This window comes from Pseudomonas sp. URMO17WK12:I11, assembly GCF_007677725.1.
Lineage (GTDB): Bacteria > Pseudomonadota > Gammaproteobacteria > Pseudomonadales > Pseudomonadaceae > Aquipseudomonas.
On sequence record NZ_VEDF01000005.1, the window covers coordinates 352,337 to 370,712 of the forward strand.

The following is an 18,376-nucleotide window of genomic DNA, read 5'->3' on the forward strand; positions in this document are numbered from 1 at the left end:
GGCGGGGTCAGCCGCGCTTGCCTTATAGGTAGTTCGCCAACGTATTTCTTGCACTCAGAACTCGAACGTACTCGACAGGCTCACCTGCCGGGCATCGCCGAGGGCGACGAAGTACTGATTGACTGCCGAGCTGTAGTAGACCCGATCGAACAGGTTCTTCACATTGAGCTGCAAGCGCACCTTGTGCTCGTCGAGCTTGGTTTCGTACGTGGCAAAGGCATCGGCCACGGTGTAGCTGGGCAAGTCGAAGGTATTGGTCGCATTGCCCGGCCGCTCGCCGACGTACCGCGCGCCGGCACCAAGGCGCAGCCGGTCGCCACCGAAGACACTGCCGAAATCGTACACCGCCGACAACGAGGCGCCGTGGCGCGCCACATTCTGCAGACGATTGCCCTCCAGGGCCGGATCCTTGGTGACCTTGGCATCGGTGTAGGCGTAGGCACCGATCAGGCTCCAGCGCTCGCTGAGCTGGCCGGTCACGTCGAGTTCCAGGCCCCGTGAATTGACTTCGCCAGCATTGCTGTAAAGGGTCTCGCCGGTCGCACTGTCGAAATTGGCCACCAGCACGTTCTGCTTGGTGATATCGAACAGTGCCAACGTCCCGGTAAGGCTGCCGGGCATGTCCAGCTTGGCGCCCAGCTCCCACGACTTGCCTTCTTCGGGAGCCACCGTGCCATCGAGCACCAGGCCGCCGGTCAGCGGCGCGATGCTGGAGTTGGGCTTGAACGATTCGCTGTAGCTGCCGTAGAACGACAGTCGCTCGTCGACCTTGTAGACCACGCCGGCATGCGGCACCCAGGTCTGGCCACTGCTATCGGTATTGGCCTTGAACGGTCGACCGCGGCCGGCGTACTGGTCGAATTGCTGATAGCGCGCACCCGCCACCACGATCCAATGCTCGTCCAGGTGCAGGGCGTCCTGCACGAACAAGGCATCGGTGCGCAGCTTGTCGGTCTGATCGCTGTCACTGGCGCGCACCGTGCTGCCCTCCACTTCCCGGCCGTAGACCGGGTCCAGGTAACTGAAGGTGGAGCGCGCGTTCTGACGGATCAGGTCGCCGCGAAAGACCTTGCGGTCCTCGTGATCGAGGCCGAACAGCACATCATTCTGCAGCCCGGCCAGTTCGAGCGTGCCATTGACACTCAAGGTCGCGAACTGATCGCGGCTCATGGCGTTGTGGGTACCGTCGATGCTGCGGGTCAAGGTGCCCCTGGCCGCGTTGATCGCGGTGATGCGCACCTGGCTGGCGTCATAGGTTTCGCGGTTGAAGCTGTAACCGAAGTGCAGTTTCCAGTCATCGGCCAGTTGGTGGTCGACTTCCAGGCGATACAGGTCGGAACGCCCCTGCATGTCGTTGAACGGCTCGTCCAGGCGCCGACTCGCTGGGATGTTCAGCGGGTGGCCGTCGTTGCCGAATGCTGTGCCACGGTCGAACGGGTAAAGGAATTCGCGATGCTCATAAGCCAGCACCACCTGCGTGTCCTCGCCCAGCCAAGCCAACGATGGCGCCAGCAACGACTCGCGGCGCACGCCGTAATTGCGCCAGTAATCTTCATCCTGGTGGTCGGCAATCAGGCGGTAGGCGAAGTCGCTGTCGCCCAACGCGCCGGTGCTGTCCAACCCGCCGCCGCTGCCATTCTTGCCGCTGCCGTAGCTCGAGCCGCGCAGGGTCAGGGCGTTGTACGCCTGCAGTTGCGGGCGTTTGCTGACCACGTTGATCACCCCGCCTGGGTCCTGGATGCCATACAGCAGCGACGCCGGCCCCTTGAGCACCTCAACCCGCTCGGTGCTGGCGTTGAGGCTGCGGCCCTGCACCACGGGCATGCCGTCGCGCATGATCGAACCATCGCGGTTATCGCCGAAACCGCGCTTCATCACGGTATCGGAAGTGCCGCCGAAATTATTGCCCTGGGTAATGCCGCTGACATTGGCCAGGGCGTCGTCGAGGTTACGCGGTGCCTGGTCGCGAATGACCTGCGCGGGCACGATGTTCACCGCTTGCGCGATGTCCTGCACTGGGCCTTGGCCACGCATGATGGATGCGCTGGCCGGCGGCTGGTAGCTGTAATCGTCCAGCTGCGAGGTGACGGTGGTGGCCTGCAGGTTCAGCGCCCCCGCAGTCGCGGCAGGCTCCAGGGTCAAGGTCCGGGCATCGACGCGGCGCCAGCTCAGCCCGCTATTGCCGAGCAGTTGCTGCAGGGCTTGCTCGGCGCTGAACATGCCCTCGAGCGCCGGGGCCTGCACGCCTGGCAGCTCGAGGGTGTACAACACGCTTTGCCCGGTCGCGCGGCTGAATGCTCCCAGCGCTTGCGCCAAAGGCTGGCTCGGTTGCGCGAAGTGGTGCAATTGCAGGCGCTCGGCGGCCATCAGGCCAGGGGCGGCGGCAATGGCCGAGCCTGCCGAGAGACCAAGCATGAGGGGAACGCAACGCGAGATGAACTTCATGGACGCTGACCTGTGAGAGGGATATGACTGCGAATGAATCGCACTTCCACTCATTACACGGATGCCGCGAGCTGTTACCTCACGCGGCTGGCCGATTTATTTTCAGGTGCTGCGCTAGCGAACGATGGTCAAGCGCCCGAGCACGGTCTGGCGCGTGAAACCCAGCACCTTGCCCAGCGAATCCAGGGCCAGCAACGGTTCGGTCAGCGGAAAACTGCCGCTCACCTTGCGCTGGCCCAAGGCATCATCGAGCAGGACGATACGGCCCGGATAATAACGGCGCAGATCCTCGATCACCTGCGTCAACGGCGCCTGGTCATAGCTCAGCCAGCCCTGGCGCCAGGCCAGGCGGGTATCGCTGTCGACCCGCCGCCGCTCGCCGGCATGACCGCTTGCATAGACCAGCTGTTGATTGGCCGTCAGCTCGCGGGCGGCGTCATCGGGGCTGGCACTGACCGCGACGCGGCCGCTGCGCACGGTGACCTGCACGGCCTGGCGCTGTTCGCGGACCTCGAATTGGGTGCCCAGCACACGCACCTCCCCGCCTGCCGCCTGCACCACGAACGGCTGACCGGTGTGGCTGACCTCGAAATAGCCGGCGCCGCGCAGCAGGCGCACGCGCCGCTCGCCGTGCTGGAAGTCGACGGCGATGGCGCTGCCGGCATCGAGCGTCACCTGGGATCGGTCGGCCAAGGTCACTTGGCGGATCGCCCCGCCACTGGTGAAGTCCGCGTGTAGATCCTGCCACCAGTAGCCGGGCTGCCAGCCACCGATGACGCCCACCGCCAGCACCAGGCAAGCAGCGGCCAAGCCGACGCCCACTCGCCACCGACGCTGGCGCCGTGGCGGTTCGGCCATGGCGCGCAGGTAGCGCTGTAGATCGTCATGCTGCTCAGCGGCCAGGCGCGCTGCCGGCGCTTCGCTGAGCTGCCACAGCAATTGGGCCTCGGCGTAGGCTTCGCGGTGCAGCGGGTGTTCGAGCAGCCAGCGCTTGAACGCGGCGCTGTGGGCCAGCGCAGGGGTCTGCATGATCCGGCTCAGCCACTGCAAGGCGGCTGCGGACTGCGCGGCGCTCACCGAGTCGCACGGGCTCATCAACGGGGGCTCCCAGGCCGGCGGATGGAGGACGCGGGCTCGGCGACACTCGCCTTGCACGCTTCAAGGGCGCGCATCATATGCTTTTCCACAGCGCTCTGGGACACTTGCATGGCTTTGGCGATGTCAGCATAGGTGCAGCCATGAATGCGGTTGAGCAGGAAGATCTGTTGGGTCCGCTCAGGCAAGGCACGTAACGCCGCTTCGATGCGTTGCAGGTCGTGCTCGACCTCAAGGGCATGCTCAGGGGCCTGGGCCAGCGCCTCCTGATCCCAGCCCTGCGCCGTTTCGGCGAGCCGCTCGCGGCTGCCCTGGCTGCGCAGATGGTCGATGGCCAGATTGCCGGCGCAGCGCAGCAGGTAGGTGTCGAGCGCTTCGACCTTGACCTCGGGGCGGCGCCAGAAGCGCAGAAACAACTCCTGGACCAAGTCGGAGGCGGTCGCACGACAGCCCACGCGGCGGCTGACCAGCGCTTCCATGCGGGCGCGTTGGGCCATGAACACCTGGACGAAGCGCGCACGGGTGCCGTCGCTTTCCAGCTCGCTCACCGCGTCACCCGGCCAACACGGCTAACACCGCCAGCAGCGGGCCACAGACAAGGCTGACCGCGGCCAGGCCCAGCAGCAAGCGTGGCTGATAGGGCAAGCCGAACACCCACAGCGTCACCCCTGCCATCATCACCGCCAACCATTCCACCAGGCCATGGGCCCAGCCGCGTCCGTGCACGGCAAGCACCAGCGAGAGCAGCAGCAGCAGCCAGCCGCCGATGCGCAAAGCGCGCAGTTGGCCAGCGCCGGGCTTGCGCTCGAGCACTTGCTGAAAGTGTTTGTCCATTGCCAGGCAGAGCCCGGCAAAACCGGCGAAAGCGGTCAGCGCGACGCCCAGCATCATTGCACCTCGAGCAGGTCAGCAGCGTTCTCGCGCGGCTTGGCCGCGCGCTTGGCCAGGGGCTGCGGGGGGCGCAGCATCTTGCCCGCAGCCCAAGCCAGGAACAACCCAGCACCCAGTGCGGTGAGGTCGAAGCCGGCCATGACCCAATCGCCGGCCGCAAGCGAGGCATTCAAGCCCTGCCCGGTGGTCAAGCCGTTGAGCAGCGGCAGCAAAGTGAAGAGCAATGCGCCCAGGGTCAGCTGCTCAGCCCAGGCCCGACGCCCTGGGCGCAGCGCGGCGTGCAGCAGCGTGCCCAGCCAGGCCAGGAAAAACACGTTGACCTCCCAGTCGGCGCGGCCGGGCAGCGCCGTCGGCAGCAGGCGGTTGGCCCAGAAGAACCCGGCCACAGCGAGGAGCAGGCCGCTCATGCTGGCGATATTGAGCACCTCGACCAGGCGCAACTCACCCGGCTGACGGGCCTGCTTGGCATGCTTGAGCTGGCGCTTGCCCAGCCACATCACCAGGCCCGTGCCGATCACTGCGGTGCCGGCCAGGCCGAAGACGAAATACAGCCAACGCAGCCAAGGGCCGGCGAAATTGCCCATGTGCAGCCCGGCGAAACTGAACGAGGTGAGCATGGCAGCGGTTTCCGGCGCGCCTTGCTTGAGCAGCTCGCCGGTGGCGCCGTCGAATGTCCAGTTGGCACTGCGCTTGTAGGCGACATTGTCGGCTGATGCCTGGGTGAAGATGACGCGGGCATTGCGATCGCCGGCGTTGTGCACCTGAATGAAGCCCATGCGCGCCCCCGGCACCTGCTCCTGAACCTTGGCGTACAGGCTCGCCAGCGGCACCAGTGGCGCCGCGACATTGGCCACCTGGGGAGCCTCGTCGCGACCGAACAGGTCGTTGAAGTAGCCGTCGGTATTGCCGGCGTAACTGGCCAGGATGCCGGCCGGCATCACCAGGTACATGAACAGCACCAAGCTGCTGTAGCTGATCATCAGATGAAACGGCAGCACCAGGACACCAATGGCATTGTGGCCATCGAGCCATGAACGCTGGCCCTTGCCTGGGCGGAAGGTGAAGAACTCCTTGAAGATCTTCTTGTGGGTGATGATCCCGGTGATCAGCCCGAGCAGCATGATGAAGGCGCAGCCTGTGGACAACCAGCGGCCCCAGGGGTACGGCATCTGCAACTCGAAATGGAAGCGGTAGAAGAAATCGCCGCCGCGGCTCTCGCGAGCCTCGACCGGCTGGCCGCTCTGGGCGTCCAGGCTCTTGCGCACGAAGCCGCGCCGCCCGCCTGCTGCCGGGTCGCGCCAGCCGACGCCCAAGGCCGCCTCGCGCTCGCTCGGCAAGCGGATCATCCAGCTGGACGAATGCGCGGCGTGGCGTTGCAGGTACTGCTGCGCCAGGCCCAGGCTGGCCACCGGGTCGAGCGCATGGCGGCGCACTTCGGGTTTGGCCCAGTGACTGACCTCTTCCTTGAAATACGACAGCGTACCGGTGAGAAAGATGGCGAATAGCAACCAGCCGAACAGCAGGCCGGTCCAGGTGTGCAGCCACGCCATGCTCTGGCGGAAACCTTCCTTCATGGCTGATTCATCCAGTAGGTGATGCCGCCCAGGAGCGCCAGCGCCGCGCTGGGCAACAGCACGCCCAGCCAGGCCTGCACGGCATTGCGACAGGCGAAGCACCAGAGGAAGGCCAGCAGGTAGACCACGAAGGAGGCCATCAGCCCGGTCAAGGTGGCATCGACCTGCGCCAGCGGCAACAGCAACGCGAGGCACACGCTGGCCAGCGATGCCAGCAGGTAGCCGCCCAGCGCGGCGGCAAGACTGCGAGACACCACGGCCAGGCGATAGCTGAGGGGAAGGCTGCCGGCACTGCGCTTCATGACGGGAATCCGGAAAATGGGGCTGCAATAATAATGATTTGAATTCTCATAAGCAAAATCTTCCCGACGCTCGATCAGTTCCAACGGCGTTTCCCAGGATTTGCTACAGAACATTTATTTTTGCCAAGGACTTGAATTCGTTTCCCGGTTGCCTGACCTTACAGTCAAGAGGCGCAGAATTCCCAGGGCCTTCAGTGGCCTAGGCGCTCCTCCCTGCGAGCAAGCTGAATAAGGATTGGAACCATGCAAATCCAGGTCAACAGCAGCAACCATATCGAAGGCAACATCCGTCTTAACGAGTGGGTCCGCAGCACGCTTGAAGCCACCCTCGAACGTTTCGATGACGACCTCACCCGCATCGAAGTGCACCTGAAGGACGAAAACGGCGACAAGCCCGGCCCGCATGACAAGCGCTGCCAGTTGGAGGCTCGCCCCAAAGGCCATCAGCCGATTTCCGTGACCCATACCGCAGGTTCGCTCGATCAGGCCGTCGAAGGTGCCGCGAGCAAGCTGAGCAACGCCCTGGAACACCTGTATGGCAAGTTGCGCAGCAAGCGCGGGGTACTGGAGCTGAGCGATCCAGACGCCTGATCGCCTCCACCACGAAAACCGCCCGGCATTGCCGGGCGTTTTTGTTTATACGATCAATGGGCTGAACCTTCCTCCCATCATTCCGGTCAACTTTTGCAGTCCATCCTCTGCAAGGCACTGACCATGAACAATCCTTTCGAGCAGATCAGCGCTGCCTTCGCCGACGAGTACCGGGTCAACCTGAGTATCGAACGACTCGACGGCAGCATCATGCTGACCTTGTCCAATGACACTGGCATCGTCGCCAAGCGCCTGATCAGCAAGGCCCAGCGCAATGATCCCGTGCGTTTGCGGCGGGTCATCGACAGTATTCGCCTGGGGCTGGCGATCGAGCTGGGCGAAAATCCGATGCCCCTGCTCGCCGCCATGACGGGCGAGGCCCGGCGCTTCGCCACGGTCGGCGTGGCCAACTGATCTCAGCCCAAGGCGGCCAGCAGGCGCCCGATGAGGCGCTCGAAGTCGCTCAGGCGCAGGCTGCCAAGCCGATGAGCCGGGTCGAATGTACCCGGCTGCTGAAACAGGCCGAACAGGCCTTGGTCATAGGTCGGCTCCTCGCGCTGTTCCAGCCAGTAGGCGGCCTCCTCGACCAGGGTACGGGTGCGAACCACCTCAAGCTCGACCACATCGGCCACTTCATTGACGAACACCGCGTCGGGGTTCAGCCCCAAGGGCATCAGTTCTTCGGTCAGGTAAGCGCGGATCGCTTCGGTTGCATCGTTCATGTCAGTCTCCTGCAACGCGCGGTGTCATGACCCTGCGTCACGACCGCACCGGCGTAGCGCAGCATTCAACACGCCGCCGCCCTGGCCCTGTACATGACGGGATAGCCCCTTACTTGCCGTCTTCCACATCCTTGCCATTGGCATCCAGAGCCTTGGTGGACGGGTAGCGATAGGACGCGTAGCGCACCACCAGAATCGAGAATGCCAGCAACAGGATGCCTCCGCACACATACAGCAGGCCCTCATCGGGTGCCTTGTGGTGCGAGACGTCACCGATCAGCAAGCGAGTGAGCGCGGTGATCGCCACATACAGCAGAAAACGGATCGGCATGTGGTTGGTCTTGAAGTAGATCCCCACCATGGCCCCCAGCTCCAGGTAGATGAACAGCAGCAGAATGTCATCGACGCTGATGCCGCCCTTGCCCAGCATGTCCAGAAACGTCACCACTGCCGCGTAGGCTGTGATCGCACCGATGCCGAACAACGCCAGGTAGTGAAAGGCCTCCACGCACAGATTGCCCAGCGAGTCCGCCGAGCCATGCAGCCCTTTGCGCAGTCTTTCAGCCCATTTGATGTTCACGGTGTGCATTCCCCCTACGACGAAACGATGATGCGTCAGCTGTGTGACGCTTGTGCCATGCAGTTAAAGGGCCAGGCCCCAGCCTTGGAAGGCGACCGATTGCCGCAAGACACTCCCCGGCTGGGTCTGCCAGAACTTTTTGTTGCGCCGCGGGGGGAAATGCCATTACTGTATATAGATACAGTAACCCAATCAGCAAAAAGGCATAGAGGTGATGAATGGCCGTCGAAGTGGTGTACCGCAGCAGCCGCGACCCGGAGCGCTTGTTCATGGATAAGGCCGAAGCAGACCGTCACGACAAGATGCTCGAACTGGCCGAGCGCCTGGCCGAGGTGCTGCACAAGGCCGTGCCGTCGATGAGCGAGCAGCAAGTCGAGGAAGCCGGTATCTACATGGCGAAGAACCGCGATGTATTCGCCCGCGCGTTCAAGAGCCAGCCCGATGCGCTGGCCGAACTGCTCGAAAGCCAGGCCGCCGAGTAATCCCCGCGCGAACATCAGCCGTACAGCAAGCGCTCGGCCAACATCTGCGCCACCCGCGCAGGGGAGCGTTTTTCCGCCTGGGCATGCCCGAACACCTCGGTCAGCCGCGTCGGTATGCGCGCCAGGTGAGCGGTGACGGCGCTCAGGTCGCAGCCCTGGTGCTTGAGCGCCACGTAGATCATGCCACCGGCATTGATGACGTAATCAGGGGCGTAGAGGATGCCGCGTGACTCCAGTTGATCAGCCACCTGCAACGTGGTCAGCTGGTTGTTGGCAGCCCCGGCCACCGCCGCGCAGCGCAATTGCATCACCGACTGCCCATTGAGCACCGGTCCGATCGCGCAAGGTGCGAAGATATCGCATGGCGTGCTCAGCAGCGCCTCGTGAGGGACCGGATGGGCATCGAATTGCTCCACGGCCAGGCGCACGCGCCCAGGGTCCAGGTCGCTCACCAGCAAGTCTGCGCCGGCTGCATGCAGTTGCTCGGCCAGGGCATAGCCGACGTTGCCCAAGCCTTGAACCGCGACCCGTAGCCCCTCCAGGTTGCCGCTGCCCAGTCGTGCCTGGGACGTGGCGCGGATGCCAGCGAAGACGCCCATCGCCGCGTGCGCCGACGGGTCGCCACAGGCGGTGGTGCTGGTCACGTGTGCGGTGCATTGGGCGATGCAGTCCATGTCCAGGGTCGAGGTGCCGCTGTCCACGGCGGTGATGAAGCGCCCCTGCAAGGAATCGACGAAACGGCCGAAGGCCTCGAACAACGCGGCGCGATTTTCCACATGAGGGTTGCGCACCAGTACCGCCTTGCCACCGCCCAACGCCAAGCCTGCCAGCGCCGCCTTGTAGCTCATGCCCTGCGCCAGTCGGATGGCATCACACATGGCGCTTTCATCATCGGCATAAGGCAGGTAGCGGCAGCCGCCCAAGGCTGGGCCCAGCGCTTGGCTGTGGATCGCCACCACCGCCTTGAGGCCACTGGGTGGGTCGACGAACAGGTGCAACGACTGGGTTCGGGTGCTTTGCATCAGCGCGAACATCGACAGGCTCCCCTAGGTGCTGGCTCCATTATAGGCACGCGGCCAGAACCGGCAGCGCGGGCAGACCACTGGACGAATAGGCGCAGCGCGACTAATACTCAAGCGTGTGTGGAGGGCCCCCATGAACCCACGTCAAGCCTGCCTGGCCTGCCTCGAGCGCGAGCCGATCGCCCTGCTGGAAGCTGCGCTGTGGATAGCGGTCGAGCATGACCGCGAGGTTGATCCCGCAGCCTGCCTGGCGACGCTGCGCAACGTGCAAGGGCAAATCAGTGCCAGCTTGCCGCTGCTGCCGTTACCGGAGCTGGCGCAACCGCTGCTGCGTCAGCTCAGCGCGCTGGGCTTTCAGCAAGATGAGTTTCACCCGCTGCGCCCGCAAGCGGCGCTGCTCGACAAGGTGCTGCAACGCAGGCGCGGTCAGCCCCTGGCACTGGCGCTGATCACCCTGGAACTGGCCGGGCGCCTGTCCATTCCCCTGGAGGGCGTAGCCTTTCCCGGTCATTTCCTGCTGCGCGTGCCCGGTGCCGATCACTTGCTCGACCCTTGCGGCGGGCGCCGCCTGTATCCCAACGATTGTCGCGAGTTGCTGGCCCGCCAGTTCGGCCCGCAGGTGCCGCTGACTGCCGAACACCTGCGCCGCGCCAGCCCTGTGCAGATGCTGCAGCGCCTGTCACGCAACCTGCGACAACTGCACAGCAGCAACGATAACCCGCTGGCCGCACTGATCGACGCCGAGCGGGTCATGCAGCTGGGACCTGTACAGGTGAATGATTACCTGAGCCGCGCCGCGCTGTACCAGCAGCTGGGCTGCCCCCAGGCCGAACGGTTCGACCTGGAGCATGCCCTGCTACTGACCGATGACCCCGGGCAGCGCCTGAAACTGTCCGAACGCATCGGCAAGCTACCGGCCGTGATCCGCTCGATTCACTGAGTCGGCGCATCCGGCTGGGCAGCTGGATGGGCAGCGCGGAAGGCCGGGTGAAGCGCAGCCAGGGCGGCGACACGGTTGACCCGTGGATAGCGGCCAAGGTCGATGCCGAAGCGCTCGGCGGCGTACAGTTGCGGGATCAGGTAGACGTCCGCCAGGCCCGGCTCGTCGCCGAAACAATAGCCCCGTCCGCCGATCAAGCGCTCGACGGCTGCCAGGCCTTCGCCGATCCAGTGCGCGATCCAACGATTGATCTGCGCCTCGTCGTGGCCCAATAGGCGTAACTGGTTGAGCACGCTGACGTTGTGCAACGGGTGCACATCGCAACCAATGAGCGCCGCGACGCCACGCACTTTCGCCCGTTGCGCAGCCTCGACCGGTAGCAGCGGCGGTTGCGGCTGCACCTCCTCCAGGTACTCGATGATGGCCGGTGATTGCACCAGCAAGATCCCATCGTCAAGGCGCAAGGCCGGCACCCGACCCTGGGGGTTGAGCGCGGTATAACCCGCTGCTCGCTGCTCGCCCTCGAGCAGGTTGACCGGCACGGCCCGGACGTCCAGGCCCTTGAGCGCCAGGGCGATACGCACCCGGTAGGAGGAGGTGGAACGGTAATAGGTGTACAGCTCCATGACCCACTCCCTCAATTGGCGGCGATGACCGTGCCCCGGCATTCGCCAAAGCCGATGCTCGCCAGTCCTTCGCGGGTGCAACGCGCACGCAGGATGATTTCGTCGCCATCTTCGAGGAAGGTGCGGCGTTCGCCACTGGCCAGTTGCACCGGCTGTTTACCGCCTTCGGTGATTTCCAGCAGGCTGCCGTAGGCGTCGGGGGTCGGGCCCGAAAGCGTCCCGGAGCCAAACAGATCGCCCGGTTGCAATTGGCAGCCGTTGACGCTGTGATGGGCGATCAGCTGGGCCACCGTCCAGTACATGTTCAACGTGTTGCTCAGGCCCAGGCGATGAGCCGGCAGGCCCTGCTCGCGCATGCGCTCGGTCAGCAGCAGCACTTCGAGCTCGATATCGAATGCGCCGTTGGCCTGGTCATTTGCATCCAGCAGGTACGCCAGCGGCTGCGGATCACCCTGCGGGCGCGCTGGCTGGGCACAGCGAAACGGCTCCAGTGCCTCGGCGGTGACCACCCAGGGCGACAGGCTGGTGATGAAGCTCTTCGACAGAAACGGCCCCAGCGGCTGGTATTCCCATGCCTGGATATCACGCGCCGACCAATCGTTGAGCAGGCACAGGCCGGCAAGGTGGCGATCGGCTTCGGCGATCGGAATGGCCTGGCCGATCTCATTGCCCTCGCTGATCCAGATCCCCAGCTCAAGCTCGTAGTCCAGCCGTGCACAGGGGCCGAAGCGCGGCTCGGTCTGCCCGGCAGGTAGCGTCTGGCCTTTGGGCCGGCGCACAGCGGTGCCAGAGGGGCGCAAGGTCGAGGCGCGGCCGTGGTAGCCGATCGGTACGTACTTGTAGTTGGGCAGCAAGGGATTGTCGGGGCGGAACAGCTTGCCGACGTTGGTCGCGTGCTGAATGCCGACATAGAAATCGGTGTAGTCGCCGACCTTGGCTGGCAAATGCAACTGGCACTCGCTGGCCGGGTACAGTGCACCTTGCAGTTGGGCGCGATGCTCGCTGTGCTCGCCCAGCAGGTGCAGCAGACGCTCGCGTAGCGCCACTCGCGCTTCGCGGCCCAGGGCGAACAAGCCGTTGAGGGTGCCGTCGGCCGTGGCCTCGACCGCCGCTTTGGCCTGACCATCGAACAGACCTGCGGCCAGCACGGCGTGCAGATCGAGTATCGCATCGCCAATGGCGACGCCGCAGCGCTGCCCCTGACCCGGGCGACTGAAGATCCCCAGCGGCAGGTTCTGCAGGGGGAAGTCGCGGTGCCCGTTGGCGTGCTCGATCCAGCTGCGGGCGCGTGCGGTCTGGTTCATCGGTTATCTCCGGTTCGGGTTGAAGGTGCTCGGCAGGCTTGCCCAGCAGCGGTCGTAGTCAGCCTGCAACTGCGGGCTGTCGAGGGCCTGCAGGCTTGGCCGCAACACTTGGCTGGTCTCGAACATGAAGGCCATGGTGTTGTCGATCTTGTGCGGCGCCAACTCGGCGGCGATGGCTTTTTCGCAGGTGTCGGCGTCCGGCCCATGGGCGCTCATGACGCCATGCAGCGAGGCGCCGCCGGGCAGGAAACCGTCGGCCTTGGCATCGTACGCACCGCTGATCAGGCCCATGAACTCGTTCATCAGGTTGCGGTGGAACCACGGTGGACGGAAGGTGTTCTCCGCGACCATCCAGCGTGGCGGGAAGATGACGAAGTCCATGTTGGCCAGCCCATGCACGCTGCTTGGCGAGGTCAGTACGGTGAAGATCGACGGATCGGGGTGGTCGAAACTGACGGTGCCGATCGTGTTGAAGCGGCGCAAGTCGTACTTGTAAGGCACGTTGCTGCCATGCCAGGCCACTACGTCCAGCGGCGAGTGCTGCAGCTCGCAAGCCCAGTACTGGCCAAGGAATTTCTGTACCAGTTGCACCGGGCCCCGGGCTTCTTCGTAATGCGCCACCGGCGTCAGAAAATCGCGCGGATTGGCCAGGCCGTTACTGCCGATCGGCCCCAGATCGGGTAGGCGCAGCGGCGCGCCATGGTTTTCGGCGATGTAGCCACGGGCCTGGCCATCGGGCAGCTCGACGCGAAACTTCATGCCGCGGGGAATCACCACGATCTCCAATGGCTCGACTTCCAGCACGCCCAGTTCGGTGGCGATGCGCAGGCGGCCCTGCTCGGGCACCAGCAGCAATTCGCCGTCGGCGTTGTAGAACACCCGCTCCATGCTGCGGTTGGCGCAGTAAATATAGATGCTCACGCCGGTCGGCTTGTCGGCCGCTGCGTTGGCCACCATCGGCAACCAGCCATCGATGAAATCGGTTGCTTCAGACGGCATCGGCTGGGGGTTCCAGCGCAGTCGATTAGGCGTTGCGGCGCCCTGCGGGCCGGCCAATGGCTGGCGTTGCAGGCGCTCGAAGCGTGGGTGCAGTGCCGAGGGGCGGATGCGGTAGAGCCAGGTGCGGCGCAGCTCGCTGCGCGGCATGGTGAAGGCCGTACCGGACAACAATTCGGCGTACAGCCCATAGGGTGCTTTTTGCGGCGAGTTCTGCCCAACTGGCAGGGCGCCAGGCAGTGCCTCACTGGCGAACTCGTTGCCGAAACCGCTCAGGTACTGACGGTCCTGGGGCGTATCGCGCGTCATCGGAGCCTCCGCATTTTGTTTTTATCGTAATCTGATTACGAATAACGTAATTTGCTACCCGCCAGGCGTCAAGCTATAAAGGCGCGATACTGAACCGGAAGCCCTCGATCCATGGCCAAAGCCCACTCCCCCGCCGACACCGGCAAGCAGAAGGTTCGCTCGGCGGAAGTCGGCACCGACATCCTCAAGGCGCTTGCCGAGCTGTCTCCTTCGACCTCGCTGTCACGCCTGGCCGAGCATGTGCAGATGCCCGCAAGTAAAGTGCACCGTTATCTGCAGGCCTTGATCGCCAGTGGCTTCGCCGAACAGGATGGTGCCACCAATCACTACGGCCTCGGGCGTGAAGCACTGCGGGTGGGGCTGGCCGCGCTGGGCAGCATGGACGTGCTGAAAGTGGCGGCGCTGCCGCTGTCGCAACTGCGCGATGCGCTCAACGAAAGCTGCTTCATTGCGGTATGGGGTAACCAGGGGGCTACGGTGGTGAGCATCGAGCCGGCCGTCCGTGCGGTCACGGTGGTGACGCAGATCGGCTCGGTGTTGCCGCTGCTCAGTTCGTCCACTGGCCTGGTGTTCGCCGCCCATCTGCCCGCGCGCGAAACCGTGGAGCTGCGCGACCGCGAACTGGCAGCGCTGCAACAGCACGCCAGCGACTACGACGCGCTGTTCGCGGGGATTCGTCAGCGCGGTCTGCACCATGTGCATGGCTTGTTGATGCCGGGCGTGGATGCGCTGTCCGCGCCGGTGTTCAATGCCATGGGCCAGGTGGCGGCGGTGATGACCGTGGTCGGCCCGACGTCGATTTTCCATGCCGACGAGCAAGGCCCGGCAGCGCAGCGCCTGCTCGCCGCAGCGCGCGAAACCAGTTGGCGCATGGGCTACTCGGCAGCGCCATGAGCAAGCGGCGACTATTGCCCGAAACGTAAAGGTGAATGTCACAGGCAGCTATTTTTCCTGCCTGATCAGAGGCTTATTCTTGGCGCACTGGCCGGCATGCAGGGCTCTCCCCCCGCTTTTCATGCCGGCGAGGTTCACCGACGTTGATTTTGAAGCTCCTTGATCTAACGTCTCGATTGGCCGCTGCCTGGTTGCAGCGGCTTTTTTTATGCCTGCAGGTTGGCCATCATCTGTTGCAGGGCCTGCAGGTTGTCCTGCGGATGCACGGCGCCCTCGAAGTCGCCGATCTGTGACCAATGCTGCGCCACCTGCTCGGGAGTGAAGCCTTGCGCAGGATCGAAGCCAACCCCAAGGCTGCGCTCCCAGCGCACCTTGCCGACCCAACCGCCGCCCACTTCGAACAGCTGGCCACTGTCTTGGCATTGTTCGCTGCTCAGGTAAACCACCAGTGGGCTGATCAACTCGGGCCTGAGCTGCTCGAACACCTGCGGCGGGATCAGGCCTTCGGTCATGCGCGTCCCGCCAGTGGGTGCAATGGCATTGACCAGTACCCCGTGCTTGCGGCCCTCGATGGCTAGTGTGCGTGTCAGCCCATACAGCCCAAGCTTGGCCATGGCGTAGTTGGCCTGACCGAAATTGCCGTAGATGCCGGAAGTTGACGAGGTGAAGATCACCCGCCCCCACTGCTGCTCGCGCATATGCGGCCAGGCGGCCCGGGTGACTTTGAACGCACCCTCGACGTGGACTTTGTAGACCAGCTCCCAGTCGCTGTCGTCCATCTTGTGGAATGCCTTGTCGCGCAGAATACCGGCATTGTTGACGACCACATCGACCCTGCCGAAGCTGTCCAGCGCGTGTTCGACGATGCGTGCGCCGTCAGCGACCGAGTCGTGGTTGGCCACGGCCGAGCCACCCGCTGCACGGATCTGCGCCACCACCTGGTCGGCAGCCGAGGCGTTGGCGCCTTCGCCGTGGGTCGAACCGCCCAGGTCGTTGACCAGCACATGCGCACCGCGCGCCGCGAACAGCAGGGCATGGGCGCGGCCCAGGCCGCCGCCCGCTCCAGTGACGATCACTACGCGGTCTTGCAGGGAAACCGGCTCGCTCATGCTCAAGGCTCCAGATCAGGGTGAGCGTCGAGTGTCTGCCAGCCGGCAACGCTGGACAATCAAGCTCGCCCTGGCTGAATGCCAGGCGATAACGAGCGGCGATGGTCGCCTGCTCAAGACCAGGCGAACTTGCGCGGCAGCGATATCAGGGGCTGCTCGCGAAACGCCAGGTAATGACGCAGCACCTGCACCGGGGCCTCAGTGTGCGGATAGTGGCCGATGTTGGCCAACTCGACCACGTCGGCGCCGGGTACCAACTGGCGGTAGCGCTCAACCATACCGGCGCCGGAAACCGGGTCAGCCACGCCGTTGATCAGGCGCAGCGCCACCCCGTCACGCTGCAAGGCGCCAACCCAGCGCTCGCGATGCTGCCTGCGCTCGGGCACGAACCCCACCAGCTTGTGCATGATGCGCGTGCCACGGTTGGCGGTCATCAGGCTCCAGCAGTCATCCAGCGCGCTTTCGCTGGGGCGGGTGGCCGGGCCGTAGATGTGGCTGACCGTGCGCACCAGGTCGTCGCGCCCGAAGGTGCGCCCGACCAGCCAGCCAAGGCGACTGAGCAGCAGCTTCTGCACCAGCAGGACCTGGCAGCTTTCCGGGAACAGGCCGCTGTTGAGAAACGCGCAGCTGGCGATATCGGCACGCTGTTCATGATGCCGGGCCAGCAGCTCCTGGGCGACGCTACCACCGTAGTCGTGCGCCAGCAGGTGCACGGGCTGGTCGACCTGCAAGTGCGCCAACAGTGCCTGCTGCAGGTCGGCCTGTTCGATCAGGCTGTAAGGGTGATCGAGCGGCTTGGCGGAATCGCCGAAACCGAGCATGTCGCAGGCGATGACCCGAAAGCGTTGCGCCAGGGGGGCCCATAAGTAATGCCAATCCCAGCTGGCCGTGGGAAAGCCGTGCAGCAGCAGCAGTGGCTCCCCCTGCCCCGCCGTCCAGTAACGAATAGTCTGCCCCCGGAAGGCAAAACTCTGCCCACGGGTGCGCCAGACGCGCAGTGGAATCTCGGCCAAAGGCATCAGGATGGTCTCGGTGGGTTGCTGCTGGCGAAACAGAGCAAGGCTGCGGTCATTGCATGTCACCTCGGCACTTACTTGTGCTCTCTATGTCGAGGTGAGTGTAATCAGCAGCCCGGCAGGTGAAACTTGCGTTACCAGCCAGCTTGATGACCGAGCGAGTCAGTGGCACGAACGGTCACTGCTGTCAGGGCTCAGGCCTTGAGCGCTTGCACAAGCTCCGCCAACCACGGCTCGGCATCCGCTTCGGGGGTGACGGTTTCACTGGCATCGAGCTTGAGCATCGGCAGCACTTCACGCACGCCAAGCTCGGCGAACAATTCGCGCAGTTGCTCGCCGGCGCCGCAGTAGGTGTCGCCATAACTCGAATCGCCCAGGGCGATCACCGCGCCCGGCAAGTCGCGCAGCGCGCTTGGCAGGGTATCGCGCAGGCTGCTGTACAGTGGCATCAGGCTGTCCGGCAGTTCGCCCATACCGGTCGTCGAGGTGACTGCGAGCAACGCCTCAGGCGCAAAGCCTTCGATATCCTGGGCGGTGGCGCGTGCAGCATGCCAGGCTTGCAGGCCGGCCGCGGCGAGCAATGAAGCGGCGTGCCGGGCAACTTCATCGGCAGTGCCGTAGACGGAGCCAGAAATGATGGCGACTTTCATGAAAGAAGATTCCGAAACTAAGTGAATCCGTAGGATACTAGCATCGCGAGATAGCAAAAGGCCGCCAGTGCGCACTTTGCCAGCCTGTACCGTTCGTCGCCAATCAAGGCCAAGCCTTTGAACCAAGCCCTACGGCGCAGGTCTATCTTCGTTGAAGAAACGGTCATCATCGAGTTCGATCATGCAAGCAGATACGCTCCTGACTCAGGACGAGCTGGACTTCATCCAGGACATGCAGCATTCGCCACAGTTGAACCAGGCTGAGCCGACCGCGAGCCTGCTGGTCAATGGCGATCCGCATGTGCAGTCGCTGCTTGCGCGCCTGGTGGCCAATGAACGCGTGACCCTGCAGGCGCAAGTCAACAACCAGCAGATCAGCTTTCCGCTGCAACTGGTCGAAGATGAATTTCACGCCATGCACGTGCAGATCGGCTCGCCGGAAATCTACGAAGATGGCCCGATGCTGCGCCCCTGGCGCCTGTCGCTGGAGCAGCCTTGCCCATTGCTCGACGACCAGGGCCGTGCCAGTGGCCTGTGTGTGCGAGACATTTCCTTCAACGGCGCATTGATCGAAGTCCAGGGCCTGGACAAGGCGCCCTCGCGTTTCGACCTGCATTTCGCCGCCGATGGCATCGCCGCGATCGGGCTGCATGGCCGTTTACTGCGCCGCGTCGGCCCGCACCTGGCGGCTTATGACCTGAGCCGCAGCCCAGCGGCGGAAATCGAGCGGCTGCGTGAGTACATCCTGCAAGCCCACCGTCAGGTTCATCCTGAATTGCACGAGCAGCTACCTGGCTGAGCAGCGGCCGGTACACGCGACTCGCGGCC

At 64.3% G+C, this 18,376-nt stretch carries 21 protein-coding genes; 6 read left to right on the plus strand and 15 right to left on the minus strand.

The features are described 5' to 3' along the window. Positions 1–54 precede the first annotated feature (54 nt). From FS665_RS12680 to FS665_RS12705, 6 genes are all read right to left on the minus strand, one after another. Entirely contained in the window at positions 55–2,445 is a 2,391-nt protein-coding gene (locus FS665_RS12680; protein WP_145188529.1) for a TonB-dependent siderophore receptor, read from the minus strand. A gap of 114 nt (positions 2,446–2,559) precedes the next feature. Then, positions 2,560–3,540 (minus strand): FecR family protein, encoded by a 981-nt coding sequence (locus FS665_RS12685; RefSeq protein WP_145188531.1) that lies wholly within the window; start codon positions 3,538–3,540, stop codon positions 2,560–2,562. After that, complete coding sequence (locus FS665_RS12690) at positions 3,540–4,037, minus strand: RNA polymerase sigma factor (RefSeq protein ID WP_145188735.1); 498 nt, start codon at positions 4,035–4,037, stop codon at positions 3,540–3,542. Before FS665_RS12690 ends, FS665_RS12685 begins: the two co-directional genes overlap by 1 nt. Positions 4,038–4,092: 55 nt before the next feature. Continuing rightward, positions 4,093–4,428, minus strand: a complete 336-nt coding sequence (locus FS665_RS12695; protein ID WP_145188738.1) for a DUF3325 domain-containing protein — start codon at positions 4,426–4,428, stop codon at positions 4,093–4,095. Then, positions 4,428–6,005: a PepSY domain-containing protein gene (locus FS665_RS12700; RefSeq protein ID WP_145188533.1), complete on the minus strand. Its 1,578-nt coding sequence runs from the start codon at positions 6,003–6,005 to the stop codon at positions 4,428–4,430. The genes FS665_RS12695 and FS665_RS12700 overlap by 1 nt, the downstream gene beginning before the upstream one ends. Next, entirely contained in the window at positions 6,002–6,307 is a 306-nt protein-coding gene (locus tag FS665_RS12705; protein WP_145188536.1) for a DUF3649 domain-containing protein, read from the minus strand. The genes FS665_RS12700 and FS665_RS12705 overlap by 4 nt, the downstream gene beginning before the upstream one ends. A 243-nt stretch (positions 6,308–6,550) precedes the next feature. Here FS665_RS12705 and FS665_RS12710 point away from each other — a divergent pair, with 243 nt between their 5' ends. Then, complete coding sequence (locus FS665_RS12710; RefSeq protein ID WP_145188539.1) at positions 6,551–6,898, plus strand: HPF/RaiA family ribosome-associated protein; 348 nt, start codon at positions 6,551–6,553, stop codon at positions 6,896–6,898. Positions 6,899–7,021: 123 nt separating this feature from the next. Then, positions 7,022–7,312, plus strand: a complete 291-nt coding sequence (locus FS665_RS12715; protein ID WP_145188542.1) for a DUF3509 domain-containing protein — start codon at positions 7,022–7,024, stop codon at positions 7,310–7,312. 2 nt (positions 7,313–7,314) lie between these two features. Here the strand turns inward: FS665_RS12715 and FS665_RS12720 are convergent, their stop codons facing one another. Continuing rightward, the gene (locus FS665_RS12720) at positions 7,315–7,620 is read right to left on the minus strand and encodes a hypothetical protein (RefSeq protein WP_145188545.1); all 306 of its coding nucleotides are present in this window, start codon (positions 7,618–7,620) and stop codon (positions 7,315–7,317) included. 109 nt (positions 7,621–7,729) lie between these two features. Then, complete coding sequence (locus FS665_RS12725) at positions 7,730–8,200, minus strand: phosphate-starvation-inducible protein PsiE (RefSeq protein WP_145188548.1); 471 nt, start codon at positions 8,198–8,200, stop codon at positions 7,730–7,732. 218 nt (positions 8,201–8,418) lie between these two features. Here FS665_RS12725 and FS665_RS12730 point away from each other — a divergent pair, with 218 nt between their 5' ends. Beyond that, positions 8,419–8,682 (plus strand): YebG family protein, encoded by a 264-nt coding sequence (locus tag FS665_RS12730; RefSeq protein ID WP_145188551.1) that lies wholly within the window; start codon positions 8,419–8,421, stop codon positions 8,680–8,682. 14 nt (positions 8,683–8,696) lie between these two features. Here FS665_RS12730 and FS665_RS12735 read toward each other — a convergent pair whose 3' ends face one another. After that, positions 8,697–9,716 carry a Glu/Leu/Phe/Val dehydrogenase dimerization domain-containing protein gene (locus tag FS665_RS12735; RefSeq protein WP_145188553.1) on the minus strand — a complete coding sequence of 340 codons (1,020 nt, stop codon included), beginning with the start codon at positions 9,714–9,716 and terminating at the stop codon, positions 8,697–8,699. A gap of 121 nt (positions 9,717–9,837) precedes the next feature. On the opposite strand from FS665_RS12735, the gene FS665_RS12740 reads away from it, so the two are divergent. Further along, positions 9,838–10,644, plus strand: coding sequence for a SirB1 family protein (locus FS665_RS12740; RefSeq protein WP_145188556.1), 807 nt, complete (start codon positions 9,838–9,840; stop codon positions 10,642–10,644). Here the strand turns inward: FS665_RS12740 and maiA are convergent. The 3 genes from maiA to hmgA are packed head-to-tail and all read right to left on the minus strand — an operon-like array spanning position 10,638 to position 13,879. Next, positions 10,638–11,270 carry a maleylacetoacetate isomerase gene (maiA, locus tag FS665_RS12745; RefSeq protein ID WP_145188559.1) on the minus strand — a complete coding sequence of 211 codons (633 nt, stop codon included), beginning with the start codon at positions 11,268–11,270 and terminating at the stop codon, positions 10,638–10,640. The genes FS665_RS12740 and maiA overlap by 7 nt on opposite strands. 11 nt (positions 11,271–11,281) lie before the next feature. Continuing rightward, entirely contained in the window at positions 11,282–12,574 is a 1,293-nt protein-coding gene (fahA, locus tag FS665_RS12750) for a fumarylacetoacetase (protein WP_145188562.1), read from the minus strand. A 3-nt stretch (positions 12,575–12,577) separates the two neighbouring features. Then, complete coding sequence (hmgA, locus tag FS665_RS12755; RefSeq protein ID WP_145188565.1) at positions 12,578–13,879, minus strand: homogentisate 1,2-dioxygenase; 1,302 nt, start codon at positions 13,877–13,879, stop codon at positions 12,578–12,580. Between the two features lie 111 nt (positions 13,880–13,990). Here hmgA and FS665_RS12760 point away from each other — a divergent pair, with 111 nt between their 5' ends. Then, the gene (locus tag FS665_RS12760) at positions 13,991–14,773 is read left to right on the plus strand and encodes an IclR family transcriptional regulator (protein WP_145188568.1); all 783 of its coding nucleotides are present in this window, start codon (positions 13,991–13,993) and stop codon (positions 14,771–14,773) included. Positions 14,774–14,979: 206 nt separating this feature from the next. Here the strand turns inward: FS665_RS12760 and FS665_RS12765 are convergent, their stop codons facing one another. The 3 genes from FS665_RS12765 to FS665_RS12775 form a co-directional block, all read right to left on the minus strand. After that, the gene (locus FS665_RS12765; protein WP_145188571.1) at positions 14,980–15,882 is read right to left on the minus strand and encodes an SDR family oxidoreductase; all 903 of its coding nucleotides are present in this window, start codon (positions 15,880–15,882) and stop codon (positions 14,980–14,982) included. 113 nt (positions 15,883–15,995) lie between these two features. Further along, positions 15,996–16,901, minus strand: coding sequence for an alpha/beta fold hydrolase (locus FS665_RS12770; protein ID WP_145188741.1), 906 nt, complete (start codon positions 16,899–16,901; stop codon positions 15,996–15,998). Positions 16,902–17,092: 191 nt separating this feature from the next. After that, a complete protein-coding gene (locus FS665_RS12775) occupies positions 17,093–17,548 on the minus strand; it encodes a flavodoxin (RefSeq protein ID WP_145188574.1) in 456 nt (151 codons plus the stop codon). A 181-nt stretch (positions 17,549–17,729) separates the two neighbouring features. On the opposite strand from FS665_RS12775, the gene FS665_RS12780 reads away from it, so the two are divergent. Next, positions 17,730–18,347 (plus strand): hypothetical protein, encoded by a 618-nt coding sequence (locus FS665_RS12780; protein WP_145188577.1) that lies wholly within the window; start codon positions 17,730–17,732, stop codon positions 18,345–18,347. Positions 18,348–18,376: the final 29 nt, after the last annotated feature.